This window comes from Nitrosopumilaceae archaeon (assembly GCA_035631875.1).
Taxonomy (GTDB): Archaea; Thermoproteota; Nitrososphaeria; order Nitrososphaerales; family Nitrosopumilaceae; genus TA-20.
The window spans coordinates 307,814-322,499 of record DASQHX010000009.1 but is presented as its reverse complement, the minus strand read 5'-3'; the positions used below and the strand labels follow the sequence as shown (position 1 = coordinate 322,499).

The window sequence follows — 14,686 nt, the reverse complement described above, 5'->3', positions numbered from 1 at the left end:
AAAATTGTCTTTGGTGTTAGTTTTGTTACCGCTCTTAATCTTGCCTGTATTTGGGCAAATATCATCACAACAAATCAAACTAACAAGTGGTGGAACCATAAAAGTTGGATTTTCTACAGATCCTGCAAATCCAAATCCAGGAGACCAGACCAAACTTAAAATCAGTTTCATAAACAAACAAACAAATGCGATTCAACCACACATTGACTATAGAGTTACAGTAACAAAAGGACAAAACCAAGTTTTTGGAATTCCCATTACACATGTTGGAGAAGAAGGTGCTGTCAGCATTCCATATCAATTTCAAGATGCAGGAGACTACCAAATTACTGTTAGTGTAGAAGGAATTTTGTTCCAACCAATTCCACCAGAAACGGCAACATTCTCTATTACTGCTGGTAGTTCTCAACCTACACAGCCATCTCAACCAACACAACCGGTTCAGCCAAAAAGCGGTTGTCTCATAGCAACTGCAGCGTATGGATCAGAGCTTGCACCGCAAGTACAATTCTTAAGAGAATATAGAGACAATACAATCATGACAACTGTAGCTGGTTCAAGTTTTCTTAATGCATTCAATACTGTTTACTATTCATTTAGTCCAACAGTAGCTGATGCGGAAAGAACACACCCTCTTTTGCAAGAAACTGTGAGAGCAGGAATATCGCCTCTTCTTGGAATTCTTCAAATGGCAAAATTCTCAACAATTGGAAATAACAATCTTTCAGTTATATCATCAGGAATAATGGCATCATCATTGATTGGTGCAACTTATCTTTGGCCTGCAGGTCTTGCCATTAAATCCGTTAGAGAAACCAAAAAACTAAATCCAAAAATTATAATTACAACAATTTCGGGAGTGTTATCTTTGACATTAATCTCAATTGTTACAGGTAATACTCAGTTTATTATGATTACAACATCTGCAACAGTTTTGATATTTGCGGGTCTAGGTGCAATCTATTCCTCTTGGGCAATTGCAAAAATAATGAGAAAAGCAAACACGTTTTTATAGTGGCTTAGAATTAGCAGGATCCATGAACTCAAAACTAATAGGTTCACTGTTCGTTATTGTAACCTTAGTAGTTGGTATTGTGGCATTTGCTCCATCAGCCTTTGCTCAATCAACAGCTAGTGTTACAGTAAAAAAAGGAGCTGGAAGTTCTGGATCATGTACAACAGATTGTTTTCAACCAGGTAATGTATCTGTAGACGTAGGTGGTACAGTCACATGGACAAATACTGATGCACAATTACATACTGTATCAAGTGGAAATGGTCCAAATGATAATACAACTGGTTCTGTCTTTGACACTGGTTTTAGTACTTTCAAACCAGGAACAACATTTTCACATACATTCGCAGATGCTGGAACATTCAACTACTATTGCCAACTTCATCCTTGGATGGTAGGAGTTGTAACTGTAGCAGCAGCTTCAACAACACCGGCACCAACTGAAACACCTAACGCAACAAACAATAATGCAGTCCCAGAATTTGGTCCAGTCGCATCATTAGTTCTTGTAATTGCAATAGTTAGCGTGGTAGCAGTAACTGCAAAGACTAGAGGATTCCTAAAACTCTAAATCTCTCATTTTCTTTTTATTAATATCAGTCATCGTAAAGATTATTCATATTTACGACAAGAAATAGACATAATCACCAGAAATACAAATACTTTTTTATCACTTGAATAAATAGCATATCCATGAAGTCAAAAACAATAGGTTCATTCCTTGTTGTTTTGACTCTAGTTGGTATTGTGGCATTTACCCCATCCGCATTTGCAAATACTTTCACCGTAGTAAAAGGTAATATCAGTAATCAAGCTTGTGCAGCAACAAATGACTGTTTTACACCAAATCCAGTACAAGTGTCACCAGGTGATACAGTTACATGGACAGACACAGGTACAGGATCACCTCACACAGTAACAAGTGGAAAACAAAACGATAATACTACTGGTTCTGTATTTGACAGTCAATACCTTTCACCTGGACAGACATTTTCTCACACATTTACAACTGCTGATATAGGAGCAATCAACTATTTTGACGAAATTCATCCATGGATGACTGGTCAAGTCATAGTGGGAGCATCTAGTACACAAACAAACAATTCAACAACTACAATTAACAGTACGACTAACAGTACAATGTTACCAGAATTTGGTTCAATTGCATCACTAGTTCTTGTAATTGCAATAGTTAGCGTGGTAGCAGTAACTGCAAAGACTAGAGGATTCCTAAAACTCTAAATCTCTCATTTTCTTTTTATTATTTTTATAATATCTAACATTACTTTTATAATAGAATTCTAGATCTGATTTAGGAGCTTGTTTGGGGCTGTATTGTAATTAATGATATGGCATGATCATCTATGAGAGTACCAACTCCAACTGAAATACTTTGTATTCTAACTGATATCATTCCTAGATCATTATCAGTAAGATTATACTTTTGCGCAAGAATATTCTTTACCTTGGTTTCAGTATTTGATAATTCATTGATACTTGATGGTATCGAAATATCTAGTGTTTTACGAATCATTTCTTTTGGAATCTTACCTGTATTGTCTTGAATTATGTAAAATGAGATCTTATCCACTATTACTTCATGTGGAAGTGTTGCAAGTGCATTAGCGGTGTAAAATACTTGAACATTAAGAAGATTAATTTGATCACCTGATAGGTTTTGTAATGTTATTCCTTTTTCTGGTTGTAATGTTGAATCCAATGGTACGTTAATTATCACAAAACCCTCAACAAAATTTTCATTATTGGTTCCAAGTAGTTTTCTAATATCTTGACAAGTAAGAGCAGTTGATGTTTCAGAATTTAGATTTTTTAAAATGGCATTAGAATTTGGTCCGTCATTTAATACAGCATTCCATAATATTGAAACTTGATAGTTTTGCTTGTTAAAAATGCTAAGATCTGTATCGTAATGACCAGGTCTTAGAGGTCCTTCATCAGCATTAATTGAACCGCATTCAAATTTTGCTGTATACGTTATGTTGTTTACAGGATTGCTTGTTACCAAACTGGTTCCAGAAGAAATATTAGTAAATGTTGAAACTGCAGATGAATCTTTTACTTGTATTGTTTTTGAAAGCTTGTCAAAATCATATCCTGTTGGTGCGTTGATTTGAGAAATTGTATAGTTTCCATTTTTTATGCCAGTTATGGTGATAATTCCATCTTTGTCTTTTTCAGAGTCCAATACAGAATTGTCTTTTATAGTAAAAGTTCCAGAACTTCCTAATGGATTTGGTGTGATGGAATATTCAGCACCACCAAGTAAAACGTTATTATTTGTTAAAGTGATTATAGTTATTGATGAGCTTTGTGCAAAAGCAAAATTTTCTGCACCAAAATTATTAAAATTCAATATAAAATAAAAAGCTGAACCAACTGCAAAAATACTAATAATAAAACAAATTTTTGTCCATTTTTTCATTAGTGATTCTCTTATTTATCATTAATTTAATGGTAATGAGAATTATCCTTAAGAATTAAATATGATCTGTATAGAGGTTTGTTAATGAAGTCATATCTGTCTAAGGGTATCCTATCTGCAATTTTTGCTCTTGCACTTTTTTCTATCTTAGGATCTATGACTTTACATCATGTTTATGGAGATGGCTTTACAATGGAAAATCTTCCACCTGCAACAGTTGGAAATAAAAAAATTCAAGTTTTCATTAAACTTACTCCGCCTATTATTACCTCAAATGTTAATCAGGACAAGACCATGTTCCTTAGAATATTTGATGCAAATACAAATGAGACAGTTCAAAAATATTCACTCTGGATTGAGATAACAAAAGGCAATCAACTTTTGATGCGAGATCTTTTCTCCACCAGTACAGGAACAATAACTCTTAAGATTACTCCAACTGATACCATAGGGCAATGGACTATACAAGCTGATCAAGATCCTGTATTAAATTCGTGGATGTCACAGAGTGGTGGACCAATTAACGTACTGGCACCTATACTAAAAGAAGGAGGACTATATCACATTCATTTGGAATTGCAGACGATTGATTTTTTGAATAACCTTTTTACACCTGATACTGCTCCAAAATTTGATTCTTACCTAAGTGTTGGAGATATTTCAAATCACACTATAACATATAACAACAATAACTACAACTCTGAAATAATTTCATACTATGACAAAATCAATAACGATTTTAGCTTCGATCCATCAAAATTACAAATTTCATATTCTATGCCATTTGATTGGAATACGACTAGATTCCAAGATCGTCCTATCTTTGTACATGAAGAGATTCATATTCCAAAATCATTCAAAGAATTTACAAGTACTCCAACATATGTTGCAAGTGTAAATGGGGATCCGATCACTGGAAGACGACTAATTGTAGATCCATATTCTTTAGGTGATACTGTAATAGCGCATATTTTGTTAAACAAAATTGATATTCAAAATATCGCAAAAACTATGCCTCCTGGAACAAACACTATGGATTTTCAACTTGCACCAGCAGTTGCAAACGTCAAGACTTCTTCTAGTGTGCTAACTGATTTTGGTGGATGGGGAATTAATCTTGGTTGGTCTCCTACACAGATTACTGCAAATACACAAAATAATCTTAAACTGACATTTTTTGATGCCTTTACAGAGCAACAAGTAACTGGAGATGTAAACTATGACCTCAAAATATTAGATAGTGATGGTAATACAGCACTTTCTGAGACAAGTCTTACAGCAAAAGGGGGCATTGATACTCAATCGTTAAACTTGCCAAGCAATGGAATCTATAGAGTAGAAATTAACGTAAAATCTATAATTAACAATGGTCTACCTGACACAAGTAGAATAGGAATAGGTAGAGGAGATCTTGTTATCCCATCTACAGTTACAAGTGACACTATACAAAATAACACTGCAAAAGTACCAGAATTTGGTTCAATTGCATCACTAGTTCTTGTAATTGCCATAGTTAGCGTGGTAGCAGTCACTGCAAAAACTAGGTTACAATAGAAATAATTTCTGTATAAAATTTGAAATTCTACAAATATTATTATACAAAATAAAAGTTAGTTTATTATTCCATGATTCCATTACGTGATGAAAACCCAAAACCCGTAGGTTACAAACCTTATGTTACTTGGACACTTATTGCAATAAATGTAATTGTATTTTTTTGGGAGATTTCTGTTATAGGACAATTCTACGAGTTTACAAATCAGAATGCAGAACAAATTTTTCTTAACTATGGTACTGTCCCGTCAGAAGTAACTCATGGATTAATTGACAAAAATTATGGTGTAATATCATCAATTTTCAGTTCAATGTTTCTCCATGCAGGGATTTTACATATAGGAGGAAACATGTTATTTTTGTATATCTTTGGTGATAACATTGAATACAGATTTGGAAGAGGAAAATTTCTTGCATTGTATCTATTCTGGGGAATAGTTGCAGATTTTGTACACATATTATCTGATCCATCAAGTGTTGCTCCTGCATTAGGTGCATCAGGAGCAATTTCTGGTGTACTTGGAGCATATCTTGTGATATATCCTAATGCAAAAGTAGTAACTTTGATGTTCTTTGGGTTTTTCACTAGAATCATTCGTATTTCAGTAAAGTGGTATCTTCCATTTTGGTTCATATTTCAAAACGTCTTACCAGCATTTGTTGGTTCAAGTGGTTCTGGTGTTGCCTTTTTTGCCCATATAGGTGGATTTTTGGTAGGTTTGCTGACAGGTTTTCTTTACAAAAAAACACACAGCTCAGAATTCACGTATGGAACAAGATACGGATGGAAAGACTACAAGTAAGTTTCTTATTTCCTGATTCTATCTTTGATGAAAATAATTCCTCCCAATACTAGAACTGCTATTCCCAATTTACTCATTATTAAGAGTGAATAACTCAGAGATAGTAGTTCCTGATTTACATCATTGATTAGATGTGAGTGATTTGGATTATTTGTAAATATAGAGTTTAACAATGCGTTTCCAAGAAAATTGCCAACAATCAACATGACTACACCAACTATCAGAACAACGTAACCAAGTTTCATAAGATCACTATTTTATATCGTGATATATCAAGGAATAAATTCTACTTGACTTAATAAAAACACATGCCATTAATTACTATTTCAATGTATCCTGGCAGAACACAAAAACAAAAAGAGGATTTTGCTAAAGCAATAACAAAATCTGCAGTAGAAATTCTCAAGACCAAAGAAAATCATGTCATTGTGGTCTTTGAGGAAAACCCTAAAGAAAACTGGTATATGGCTGGAAATCCTCTTTAAACTACATTTTTATTTTAACTCTCTATACAAAATTTATGACAAAAGTTGCACTTGTACAATTAAAAGCAGATATTGATAAGAAAAAAAATCTAAAAAAAATTCTTGGTTACATAAACAAAGCTGCAAAACGTGGAGCAAAACTATGTGCATTTCCAGAATTTATGATGTTCTATACAACAGCCTCTCAATCTCCAAAAGAGCTTGCAAGTTTAGCTGAAACAATCAATGGAGAATTCGTTCATTCAATTTCAAAATCTGCAAGACAAAATTCTATTCAAGTAATAGGAACATTTTATGAAAAAAGTCCAAAAATTGATCGTGTATACGATACCACTTTTCTTATTGATAAAAATGGCAAGGTATTATCAAAATACAGAAAAATTCACCTTTATGACGCACTTGGTTTTAAAGAATCTAACAAGCTTTATGCTGGATCTAAAATTGTAAAACCAACTAGAACAACAATAGGGAAGATGGGAATGATGATTTGCTATGACTTGCGATTTCCTGAAATGTCTAGAACACTTGCATCTGCTGGTTCAGAAATTCTTGTAGCACCATCTGCATGGGTAAAAGGTACGATGAAAGAGGAACATTGGATAACTATAAACAAAACGCGTGCAATTGAAAATGGCTGTTATCTTATTTCACCCGATCAAGTTGGTAACATGTACTGTGGACGAAGCGTGGTAGTTGATCCATATGGAAAAATATTATTGGATATGAAAAAAAGAGAAGGAATTGGGATTGTTGACATTTCACTTGACAGAGTGCGTCAGGTAAGAAAAAATTTACCGCTCTTACAAAATAGAAGAACAGATATCTATACAGATTTTAAGATTTAATTTCTCTTGTTTTGCATTTTATATTTGCACACTGTCTTATCCATTTTTGTTTTCTAGAATATCTAAAAAGAACAATTGGCCAAGAACAAAACTTACATAAAATTTTAGTTGTACAAAGCATTCCTCTTTGTATAAGTGGTGATGATGCTCTACATCCATTATAATAATTTGAACATCCAATGAATCTTTTTTTTGTTGTACGAGAACGTATTACCATAAGCTTTCCAATATGACACTGAGGACATTCAACCAATCCATTTACTGGAGAATTTGTTCCAAGTATGATGTATTTCTTTTTTCTTGCAGACCAAGAAAGATATCCGTTTTTATCATAATATTGTTTAATCTCATTTTTCATCTTTACAATTTTTCTTTCATTAATTTTGACAGAGTTTCTTGAATCTACTGTTTTTCTCTTTACTGAGATCTGAATCTGAGAATTTTTTTTTCCTTGCATCACTATCATAACATGATCTTGTAATTGAACATTAATGAAGAATTTTTATAGGGAATCTAGTCAGCGAGATTTGTGGAAAAGGTTTGTGTTATTGGTGCAGGCAGCACAAAATATGGTAAATTACAAGATAGCATTACAGACATAGCAATTCAGGCATCAGTTGATGCTATTGAGAGTGCAGGAATAGAACCAAAAGAAATTCAGGCAGGTTACATTTCTAATGTATTTGGTATAGCCGATAAACAGGTTCACTTGGGGCCAGTTATTATGAGTGATCTTGGTATTCCAGAAGTTCCGTCTTTATCAATTGAATCAGCATGTGGGAGTGGATCTGTTTCATTTCGAGAAGCTTATGCAAATGTTGCAGCTGGATTTTATGATGCAGTCTTAGCAACAGGAGTAGAAAAAGTAACTCATACAGGTACAGAATGGACTACAACATATTTTTCATATTGCTCTGATTTTTTTTATGAAGGAGGAGCAGGTGCGTCATTTCCAGGACTCTTTGCATCAATGGCAAGAGCTTATCTAGCTGAATTCAAAGCAACAGAAGAAGATCTTGCAATGGTCGCAATAAAAAATCACGATAACGGTTTGCTAAATCCAAAAGCACATCTGAGAAAAAAAATTACAATTGATGATGTTATGAAATCTGCTGTTGTTGCAAGCCCACTTAAATTATATGATTGCTGTCCATTTTCAGACGGAGCTAGTGCAGTGATTATATGCAGCGAAAAATTTGCAAAAGAGCATACAAAAAATTACATCCAAGTCGTGGGGTCAGGGAGGGGAGGATCTCCTGCAGCATTACAAGGAAGAGAACACATTACAACAATTCCAAGTACAAAGATTGCTGCTCAAGCTGCATACAAGATGGCGGGAATAATACCAAAGGATATTGATTTTGCTGAAGTACATGATTGTTTTACAATTGCAGAACTAGTTGATACTGAAGACTTGGGATTTTTTGAAAAAGGAAAAGCAGTTGAAGCTGTACGACAAGGAATGACCAGACTAAATGGAGCTATACCAATTAATCCATCAGGAGGATTAAAATCAAAAGGACACCCAATTGGTGCTACTGGAATTGGACAAGTAGTTGAAGTCTTTGATCAGTTAACAGGAAAAGCTGGAGAAAGAACAATAAAAGATGCTAAAATCGGTTTAACACATAACTTTGGCGCAACAGGTGCAAGCTGCGCTGTTCACATATTCAAAAGTGTATAAATTGTTAACAAAAGAAGAATTCATCAATAGTGCCAAGGAAGGTAAGGTTCTTGCCCGAAAATGCACAAAATGTGGACATTTACACCTAGTTACCACCTATTTCTGCCAAAATTGTGGAAATAAGGGATTTGAAAATATATTCATTGAGGGAAAAGGCTCAGTTGTAACCTATACCATAATAACGGTTCCACCAGACGGATATGAAAAATACGTTCCATATGCTTGGGTGGTAATGAATCTAGATGGTATAGATCTTCGAATTTCAGGATTTATGTCAGATATACAGTCCCCCGCAGATCTTCCACTTGGAACAAGAGTAAGAATTGTTGGATATGATGAACGTGGAATGTTGATTGAAAAACTGTAAATCAAATTTATTAAACTGATTAAAAAAAACACAAAACAGTTCTTTTATAATTTTATCTGAAACTGATCGCATGTCAGTTGATGTTGTATGCGGAAAATGCGGTGCTAAAATTGCAAATATGCGCATGTTAAAATCTGTTAAAGAAGTTATCAGACCATACAACAATAAATGTCCTTCTTGTGGGCAAACACTTTCATCTTCTGAGTTTACAGTAGATGTACAGAAAAACTGATCAAAAATACTAGTTTAAGGATCAATTTAGTCACAAATCTTATTTACCGATACTATCTAGACATGCCATGGAACTGAGTGAGGACTTTGGTGAGCAAAAGCGAGGAGGTATTTTACAATCAGCATCAAAACGTGTAAGAATGATCTTTTCGGTAATGGCAAGCCCGAACAGGATCGATATTTTACGTATCCTAAATTCAAAAGGACCTCTTACTTATTCAGAATTAAAATCTCTTGCTGGATTTAAATCAAAAAAAGAAAGTGGTAAATTTGCATACCACTTAAGAAAACTACTAAGACAATCTCTAGTGGCTCTGAATAAATCAGAAAGACGTTACACTATTACAAATTTAGGAAAACTAGTCCTAAGTCTTGCTAGACAAATTGAAGAACGCTCTATAATAGAGAGTGGCAAGATGTATGTCAGAACCTCACATGAATCAATAGAGGAGTTTAACTCACATAAGATAATCCAGTCTCTTGTACGTGAAGGTAGCCTTCCACTTGAACTTGCCCAAAAAATAACTGAAGAGGTAGAAAACCGTATCTACAAATTCCAAACTTCATACCTTACTGCCTCATTGATACGTGAAATGGTAAATTCTGTCCTTTTAGAGCAAGGACATGAGGATTATAGGCATAAACTTGCTAGGTTTGGGCTTCCTGCATATGACATTCATGAAATGATAACAAACGTGGATGGTATTCATAATGGTGTAGAGGGTCTCCTCTTTAAGACTGGTCAAACAGTCTTTGGAGAACATCTGGTTCTAAACACACTACCAAAAGATGTTGCTGATTCACATCTTTCAGGAGATATTCATATAACAAATACTGGAATATGGTCACTTTTACCAGATACAGTATTTGTAAACATCAAAGAACTCTTAGAAGACGGTATAGATCTTCGAGGAAAATTCCTTGGAGTAACTAGGGTGCCTCCAATAAATACATTAGATGAACTTGCTACATCATTATCGTTACTCACTTCATTATTGTTTAGAGAAGCATCACAGGAAGTGATAATGGATGGATTAGTAACAATTTTGCAAAAATATTCAAAAAATCTTGGTGAAGTAGAAGAAAAGATTACAAGTGCATTTGCAGCAACATCAACTGCTCCAAGATACAGTAAAAATGGTACACTTGCTTCCTTTAGAATCTCACTTGGAAGTGATTCAAAATTAATAGGTGTAATACTTGAAAGTTACAAAAAATATGTAAAATCAACACCCACTCCTTCAATTGGTATTATAATAGACTATGAAAAAGGCAAAGTTAGCGAGTTTTCCGATATACTCTCTGAAATTATTGCACTAGGAGGGCGTGTAAGCTTTTCAAAGGGTATTGTATCAAATAAAGGAATCTTACGAGGAGATGCAAAAACTACTGGAACTACAATTAACCTTCAGTCACTTTCAATTAATATGCCTAGACTTGCATTTGAATCCAATAAAGATGAAACATACTTTAGAGCACGTCTTGCACTCTTGATGAAGCCTGCACTTGCAGCAATGTCACTTAGGAAGAAGGAAATATCAGATCTAACTAGACGCGGACTTAATCCAATTCTTGCAAATAATACCCAATACATGCAAAAGGGCTCAGTTACCTTAGTAGTTAATCTGATCGGCTTAAAGGAGGCAGTGTTTGGAATACTTGGATATGAAAATAACAAAGCTGGACAAGAAATATTCTCTAAAGTTATAGCAACAGCAATGGAAGTAGCAACCAAGAAAGGAAAAGAGATGGGTGATAATGTTACCATATCTATGACTGAAAGCGATGCGGCAGCACGATTTTCAGCCTTGGATGGGGAAAAATATGGTAAGATGTCTGTTCTCCAATACGTAGAAGGCGAATCATATTCTGAAGGAATAGTACTAAATGCTCCAGAAATAGAAGGAATGAATCTAAAAACAGATAAAATTGTTGAGGCTAATCACATGTCAAAAGCTCTTAATGGTGGATTGCTAGTACAATTAAAAATCCCAGATAACGCAGATGCAGCAATAATAAAAAAGGCTATAGAAAAAACAAGTGAACTTGTAAGTTCATTCAGGCCAATACGAAAGGTGCATATTTGTAGTAATTGTGGCCTAAAGGAAGAAAAACTTACTGACAAATGTCCTACTTGCAAATCACCATACATACTTGCCTAAAATTTCCTTAAACATTGAATAGATCTTATTAATATTTATGAATAACATTTTTTAAAAAATTATAGAATATAATCTTATTTACCTGAAATTTAGATCAATTTTTTGAAAATTTATTTGGGTTCTATGACGATCTAAAAACTAGGGCTACAGGAGACTACAAGAAGCTTCCATATGTGTACATAAGTGGCTTCTTGCCTAGTCCGTGATGTAGAAATACTAACAGATTTTTTATAGATAGAAAATTCGATCATTGAAGTTAAAAAACGCGATATATGAATGTGGATCTTCTTGAAGATTTATTTGGGTTCTATACAGATCTAAAACTATGAAAATAGTAATGGTGTCAATAAAGTTGATCCAAAGTCGATCTTTGGAAAAATATTTTTTGCCTCAATCTTTATTTAACTCCCTTTTCTTAGGTCTGCGGGGAGTCATTTGACAGATTTTTCACAAATAGAGAACTCGATCATTGAAGTAAAAAAACGCGACGGTCGAGTGTTAAATTTCCAGAAGGACAAAATTTCAAACGCAGTATACAAGGCTTTAGTTGCTTGTGGTAGACCAGAACACAGCTTGGCTGATAAATTGGCAGATCGAGTAATGGAGAAACTTGTTAATCAAGGTTATTCTGCTACTGGTGCACCAAGCGTGGAAGACGTACAAGATATGGTTGAATCTACTTTAATAGATGAAGGACTTGGTGAAATTGCCAAAGCCTATATACTTTACAGACACGAACGAAGAAAACTTCGAGAAGAAAAAATGAAGGTTCTTGATTCCAAATCTCTTGATAGTGTAGCAAAGAAGTTTGATCTTAACTGCCTGAGAGTTTTGGCATCACGATACCTGATGCGCAATAACAAGGGAACAATAATTGAAAGTCCAGGAGAGATGTTTGAACGAGTAGCAATTTTGGTTGGAATTGGAGATCTACTAAAGGATTCTACCATATTTGCAGTAGAAGGAGGAAATACACAAAACATAGAGGAAGCTTCACGATATCTTGATAAACTCGATGACTTTGATTACAAATTCAAGATTGGCAAGTATCTTCTTAACAAATGGCATTTTAGGTCATTAATCATTCACTACACAGACTTGGCCAAGCATGGTCAGATGAAAGTAGGCATAAAAGAATTTCTTACCATGCTTGCAGCAAGAAAATTTGATCAATATGCAGAGAGAATCTCAGAATATTATGATCTAATGGTCTCACAAGACTTTCTACCAAATTCTCCCACTATGATGAATGCGGGTGGTAGACTGGGTCAGCTCTCAGCTTGCTTTGTGCTTGCCATGCCTGATGATATGGAGAAAATAATGAAATCGTCTTCAGATGCAGCATTAATTTTCAAATCTGGTGGAGGAGTAGGCATCAACTATTCTGATCTTAGAGAAGAAGGAGATATGGTAGCATCTACATCTGGCGTTGCCTCTGGTCCTGTGTCATTTATGAATATTATAAACACAGTAACTGAAGTTGTTAAACAAGGAGGGAAACGAAGAGGTGCAAACATGGGAATTATCGAATCATGGCATCCTGATATTGAAAAATTTGTTACTGCAAAAACAAAACCAGGCGTTTTAGAAAACTTTAACGTAAGTGTTGGGGTATGGGAAGATTTCTGGGATGCACTTGTAAATTCAAAAGATGGAAAATATACTCTTCGAAGTCCACGTGATAACTCACCAGTACGAGAAATAAATGCACACCAACTAATTGATCTAATTGCACTTTCAGCTTGGAAAAGTGCTGAACCCGGTCTAATCTTCTTTGATCTTATCAACAAATACAATGTATTTGCAAAAGCTAGAGGTGGACCAATACGAGCTACAAATCCTTGTGGAGAACAAAGTTTGTATCCATATGAATCATGCAATCTGGGATCTATCAATCTGGCAAACTATGTTAAACGAAAAGCTGATGGACAATATGAATTTGATTGGCAAAGATATGAAGAGACAATTCGAAAGACAACAAGATTCTTGGATAATGTTATAGATGTTAACAATTATCCAATTCCTGAGATCGATAAGGCATCAAAGGATTCACGCAGAATTGGACTTGGTGTCATGGGGGTTGCAGATCTTCTCTTTAAGCTACGAATTCCGTATAATTCACAAGAAGGTTACGAATTCCAAGAAAAACTTGCTGAAGCATTAACTTACTATTCCATGGAAGAAAGTGTAGCCTTGGCAAAAACACGAGGCGCATTTCCATTATGTGAAAAAACAGAATTTCCTGAAGGAAAAATACCTGTGGCAGGATATTACGAAAAACCAAAGAATGGTCGCTCGTATGATTGGGATGCATTAATTAGCAAGATCCAAAAGCATGGTATTAGAAACGTACTGACAACTACAGTAGCTCCTACGGGTACTTTATCAATGATTGGTGATTGCTCAAATGGAATGGAACCAATGTTTGCTTTAGCATTTGAAAAACGTGTAACTGTTGGAAGATTCTTTTACACAAACAAAATCTTTGAAGAAGTTCTCAAAGAACATGGACTATACAACGATCAAATACTAGAAAAAATCGCAAATAACTATGGTTCACTGAAAGGAATTCCAGAAATTCCAGAATGGATGCAGAAAATATTTGTTACAGCAATGGACATACACTGGGCTGATCACCTTATGGCACAAGCTGTGTGGCAAAAGTGGATTGGAAATGCCATTGCAAAGACAATTAACATGCCATATGATGTGACTGCTGAAGATATCAAAGCAGCATATCTAATAGCACATGAGCTTGGACTCAAAGGAATCACGATATATAGAGATGGTTCGAGACATGAACAAGTCTTACATATGACTGGTGATAATGTACAAAAAATATTCCAAGTAACTCCAAGTCAGTATGTAACAGATTATGTTGCAAAAAATGTCACAAATCCATATCTAAAAGCACAAACCGAAAAAGCATTGCAGATAAAGATTCCAGAAACATCAGTACAATCCCCACAAGTTCCACTTACCCAAGAACAGATAGAAGAAAGACTATGTCCAACATGCAAAAACAACTTGGTCTTTGCAGAAGGATGTAATGTCTGTATAGAATGTGGATACAGCGGCTGTACATCAGGATAGAACG

At 34.7% G+C, this 14,686-nt stretch carries 15 protein-coding genes; 12 read left to right on the top strand and 3 right to left on the bottom strand.

Annotated elements, in window-relative coordinates; all coding sequences use genetic code 11:
• The first annotated feature begins 22 nt into the window (after window positions 1-22).
• The 3 genes from VEU72_03830 (at window position 23) to VEU72_03820 (ending at window position 2,257) form a co-directional block, all read left to right on the top strand.
• Window positions 23-1,015, top strand: coding sequence for a CFI-box-CTERM domain-containing protein (locus VEU72_03830; GenBank protein HYL66261.1), 993 nt, complete (start codon window positions 23-25; stop codon window positions 1,013-1,015).
• A gap of 22 nt (window positions 1,016-1,037) precedes the next feature.
• Window positions 1,038-1,586, top strand: coding sequence for a plastocyanin/azurin family copper-binding protein (locus tag VEU72_03825; protein ID HYL66260.1), 549 nt, complete (start codon window positions 1,038-1,040; stop codon window positions 1,584-1,586).
• A gap of 122 nt (window positions 1,587-1,708) precedes the next feature.
• A complete protein-coding gene (locus VEU72_03820) occupies window positions 1,709-2,257 on the top strand; it encodes a PEFG-CTERM sorting domain-containing protein (GenBank protein HYL66259.1) in 549 nt (182 codons plus the stop codon).
• A gap of 70 nt (window positions 2,258-2,327) precedes the next feature.
• Here VEU72_03820 and VEU72_03815 read toward each other — a convergent pair whose 3' ends face one another.
• Complete coding sequence (locus VEU72_03815) at window positions 2,328-3,389, bottom strand: prealbumin-like fold domain-containing protein (GenBank protein HYL66258.1); 1,062 nt, start codon at window positions 3,387-3,389, stop codon at window positions 2,328-2,330.
• A gap of 153 nt (window positions 3,390-3,542) precedes the next feature.
• Here VEU72_03815 and VEU72_03810 point away from each other — a divergent pair, with 153 nt between their 5' ends.
• Window positions 3,543-5,012, top strand: a complete 1,470-nt coding sequence (locus VEU72_03810) for a PEFG-CTERM sorting domain-containing protein (GenBank protein HYL66257.1) — start codon at window positions 3,543-3,545, stop codon at window positions 5,010-5,012.
• A gap of 71 nt (window positions 5,013-5,083) precedes the next feature.
• A complete protein-coding gene (locus VEU72_03805) occupies window positions 5,084-5,815 on the top strand; it encodes a rhomboid family intramembrane serine protease (GenBank protein ID HYL66256.1) in 732 nt (243 codons plus the stop codon).
• A gap of 5 nt (window positions 5,816-5,820) precedes the next feature.
• On the opposite strand, the gene VEU72_03800 is transcribed toward VEU72_03805, so the two are convergent.
• On the bottom strand, window positions 5,821-6,060 hold the full coding sequence (locus VEU72_03800; protein ID HYL66255.1) for a hypothetical protein: 240 nt from the start codon (window positions 6,058-6,060) through the stop codon (window positions 5,821-5,823).
• Window positions 6,061-6,123: 63 nt separating this feature from the next.
• Here VEU72_03800 and VEU72_03795 point away from each other — a divergent pair, with 63 nt between their 5' ends.
• Together VEU72_03795 and VEU72_03790 are read left to right on the top strand one after the other, a co-directional pair.
• Entirely contained in the window at window positions 6,124-6,300 is a 177-nt protein-coding gene (locus VEU72_03795) for a 4-oxalocrotonate tautomerase family protein (GenBank protein HYL66254.1), read from the top strand.
• A 35-nt stretch (window positions 6,301-6,335) separates the two neighbouring features.
• On the top strand, window positions 6,336-7,145 hold the full coding sequence (locus tag VEU72_03790; protein HYL66253.1) for a carbon-nitrogen hydrolase family protein: 810 nt from the start codon (window positions 6,336-6,338) through the stop codon (window positions 7,143-7,145).
• Here the strand turns inward: VEU72_03790 and VEU72_03785 are convergent.
• Window positions 7,135-7,611, bottom strand: a complete 477-nt coding sequence (locus VEU72_03785; GenBank protein HYL66252.1) for a DNA topoisomerase — start codon at window positions 7,609-7,611, stop codon at window positions 7,135-7,137. The genes VEU72_03790 and VEU72_03785 overlap by 11 nt on opposite strands.
• A gap of 63 nt (window positions 7,612-7,674) precedes the next feature.
• On the opposite strand from VEU72_03785, the gene VEU72_03780 reads away from it, so the two are divergent.
• The 5 genes from VEU72_03780 to VEU72_03760 all read left to right on the top strand — a co-directional run bounded on the left by VEU72_03780 (window position 7,675) and on the right by VEU72_03760 (window position 14,682).
• Window positions 7,675-8,829 (top strand): thiolase domain-containing protein, encoded by a 1,155-nt coding sequence (locus VEU72_03780; protein ID HYL66251.1) that lies wholly within the window; start codon window positions 7,675-7,677, stop codon window positions 8,827-8,829.
• A complete protein-coding gene (locus VEU72_03775) occupies window positions 8,822-9,196 on the top strand; it encodes an OB-fold domain-containing protein (protein HYL66250.1) in 375 nt (124 codons plus the stop codon). The genes VEU72_03780 and VEU72_03775 overlap by 8 nt, the downstream gene beginning before the upstream one ends.
• A 70-nt stretch (window positions 9,197-9,266) precedes the next feature.
• Window positions 9,267-9,428 (top strand): hypothetical protein, encoded by a 162-nt coding sequence (locus VEU72_03770; protein ID HYL66249.1) that lies wholly within the window; start codon window positions 9,267-9,269, stop codon window positions 9,426-9,428.
• Between the two features lie 67 nt (window positions 9,429-9,495).
• Window positions 9,496-11,589 carry an anaerobic ribonucleoside-triphosphate reductase gene (nrdD, locus tag VEU72_03765; GenBank protein HYL66248.1) on the top strand — a complete coding sequence of 698 codons (2,094 nt, stop codon included), beginning with the start codon at window positions 9,496-9,498 and terminating at the stop codon, window positions 11,587-11,589.
• A gap of 435 nt (window positions 11,590-12,024) precedes the next feature.
• On the top strand, window positions 12,025-14,682 hold the full coding sequence (locus VEU72_03760) for an adenosylcobalamin-dependent ribonucleoside-diphosphate reductase (protein ID HYL66247.1): 2,658 nt from the start codon (window positions 12,025-12,027) through the stop codon (window positions 14,680-14,682).
• Window positions 14,683-14,686: the final 4 nt, after the last annotated feature.

What these genes read in the sequence shown, in the direction of transcription:
- VEU72_03825 (HYL66260.1), top strand. Translation starts at nt 1,038, where the DNA reads ATGAACTCAAAACTAATAGGTTCACTGTTCGTTATTGTAACCTTAGTA.
- VEU72_03820 (HYL66259.1), top strand. Translation starts at nt 1,709, where the DNA reads ATGAAGTCAAAAACAATAGGTTCATTCCTTGTTGTTTTGACTCTAGTT.
- VEU72_03810 (HYL66257.1), top strand. Translation starts at nt 3,543, where the DNA reads ATGAAGTCATATCTGTCTAAGGGTATCCTATCTGCAATTTTTGCTCTT.
- VEU72_03805 (HYL66256.1), top strand. Translation starts at nt 5,084, where the DNA reads ATGATTCCATTACGTGATGAAAACCCAAAACCCGTAGGTTACAAACCT.
- VEU72_03800 (HYL66255.1), bottom strand. Translation starts at nt 6,060, where the DNA reads ATGAAACTTGGTTACGTTGTTCTGATAGTTGGTGTAGTCATGTTGATT.
- VEU72_03795 (HYL66254.1), top strand. Translation starts at nt 6,124, where the DNA reads ATGCCATTAATTACTATTTCAATGTATCCTGGCAGAACACAAAAACAA.
- VEU72_03790 (HYL66253.1), top strand. Translation starts at nt 6,336, where the DNA reads ATGACAAAAGTTGCACTTGTACAATTAAAAGCAGATATTGATAAGAAA.
- VEU72_03785 (HYL66252.1), bottom strand. Translation starts at nt 7,611, where the DNA reads ATGATAGTGATGCAAGGAAAAAAAAATTCTCAGATTCAGATCTCAGTA.
- VEU72_03770 (HYL66249.1), top strand. Translation starts at nt 9,267, where the DNA reads ATGTCAGTTGATGTTGTATGCGGAAAATGCGGTGCTAAAATTGCAAAT.
- nrdD (HYL66248.1), top strand. Translation starts at nt 9,496, where the DNA reads ATGGAACTGAGTGAGGACTTTGGTGAGCAAAAGCGAGGAGGTATTTTA.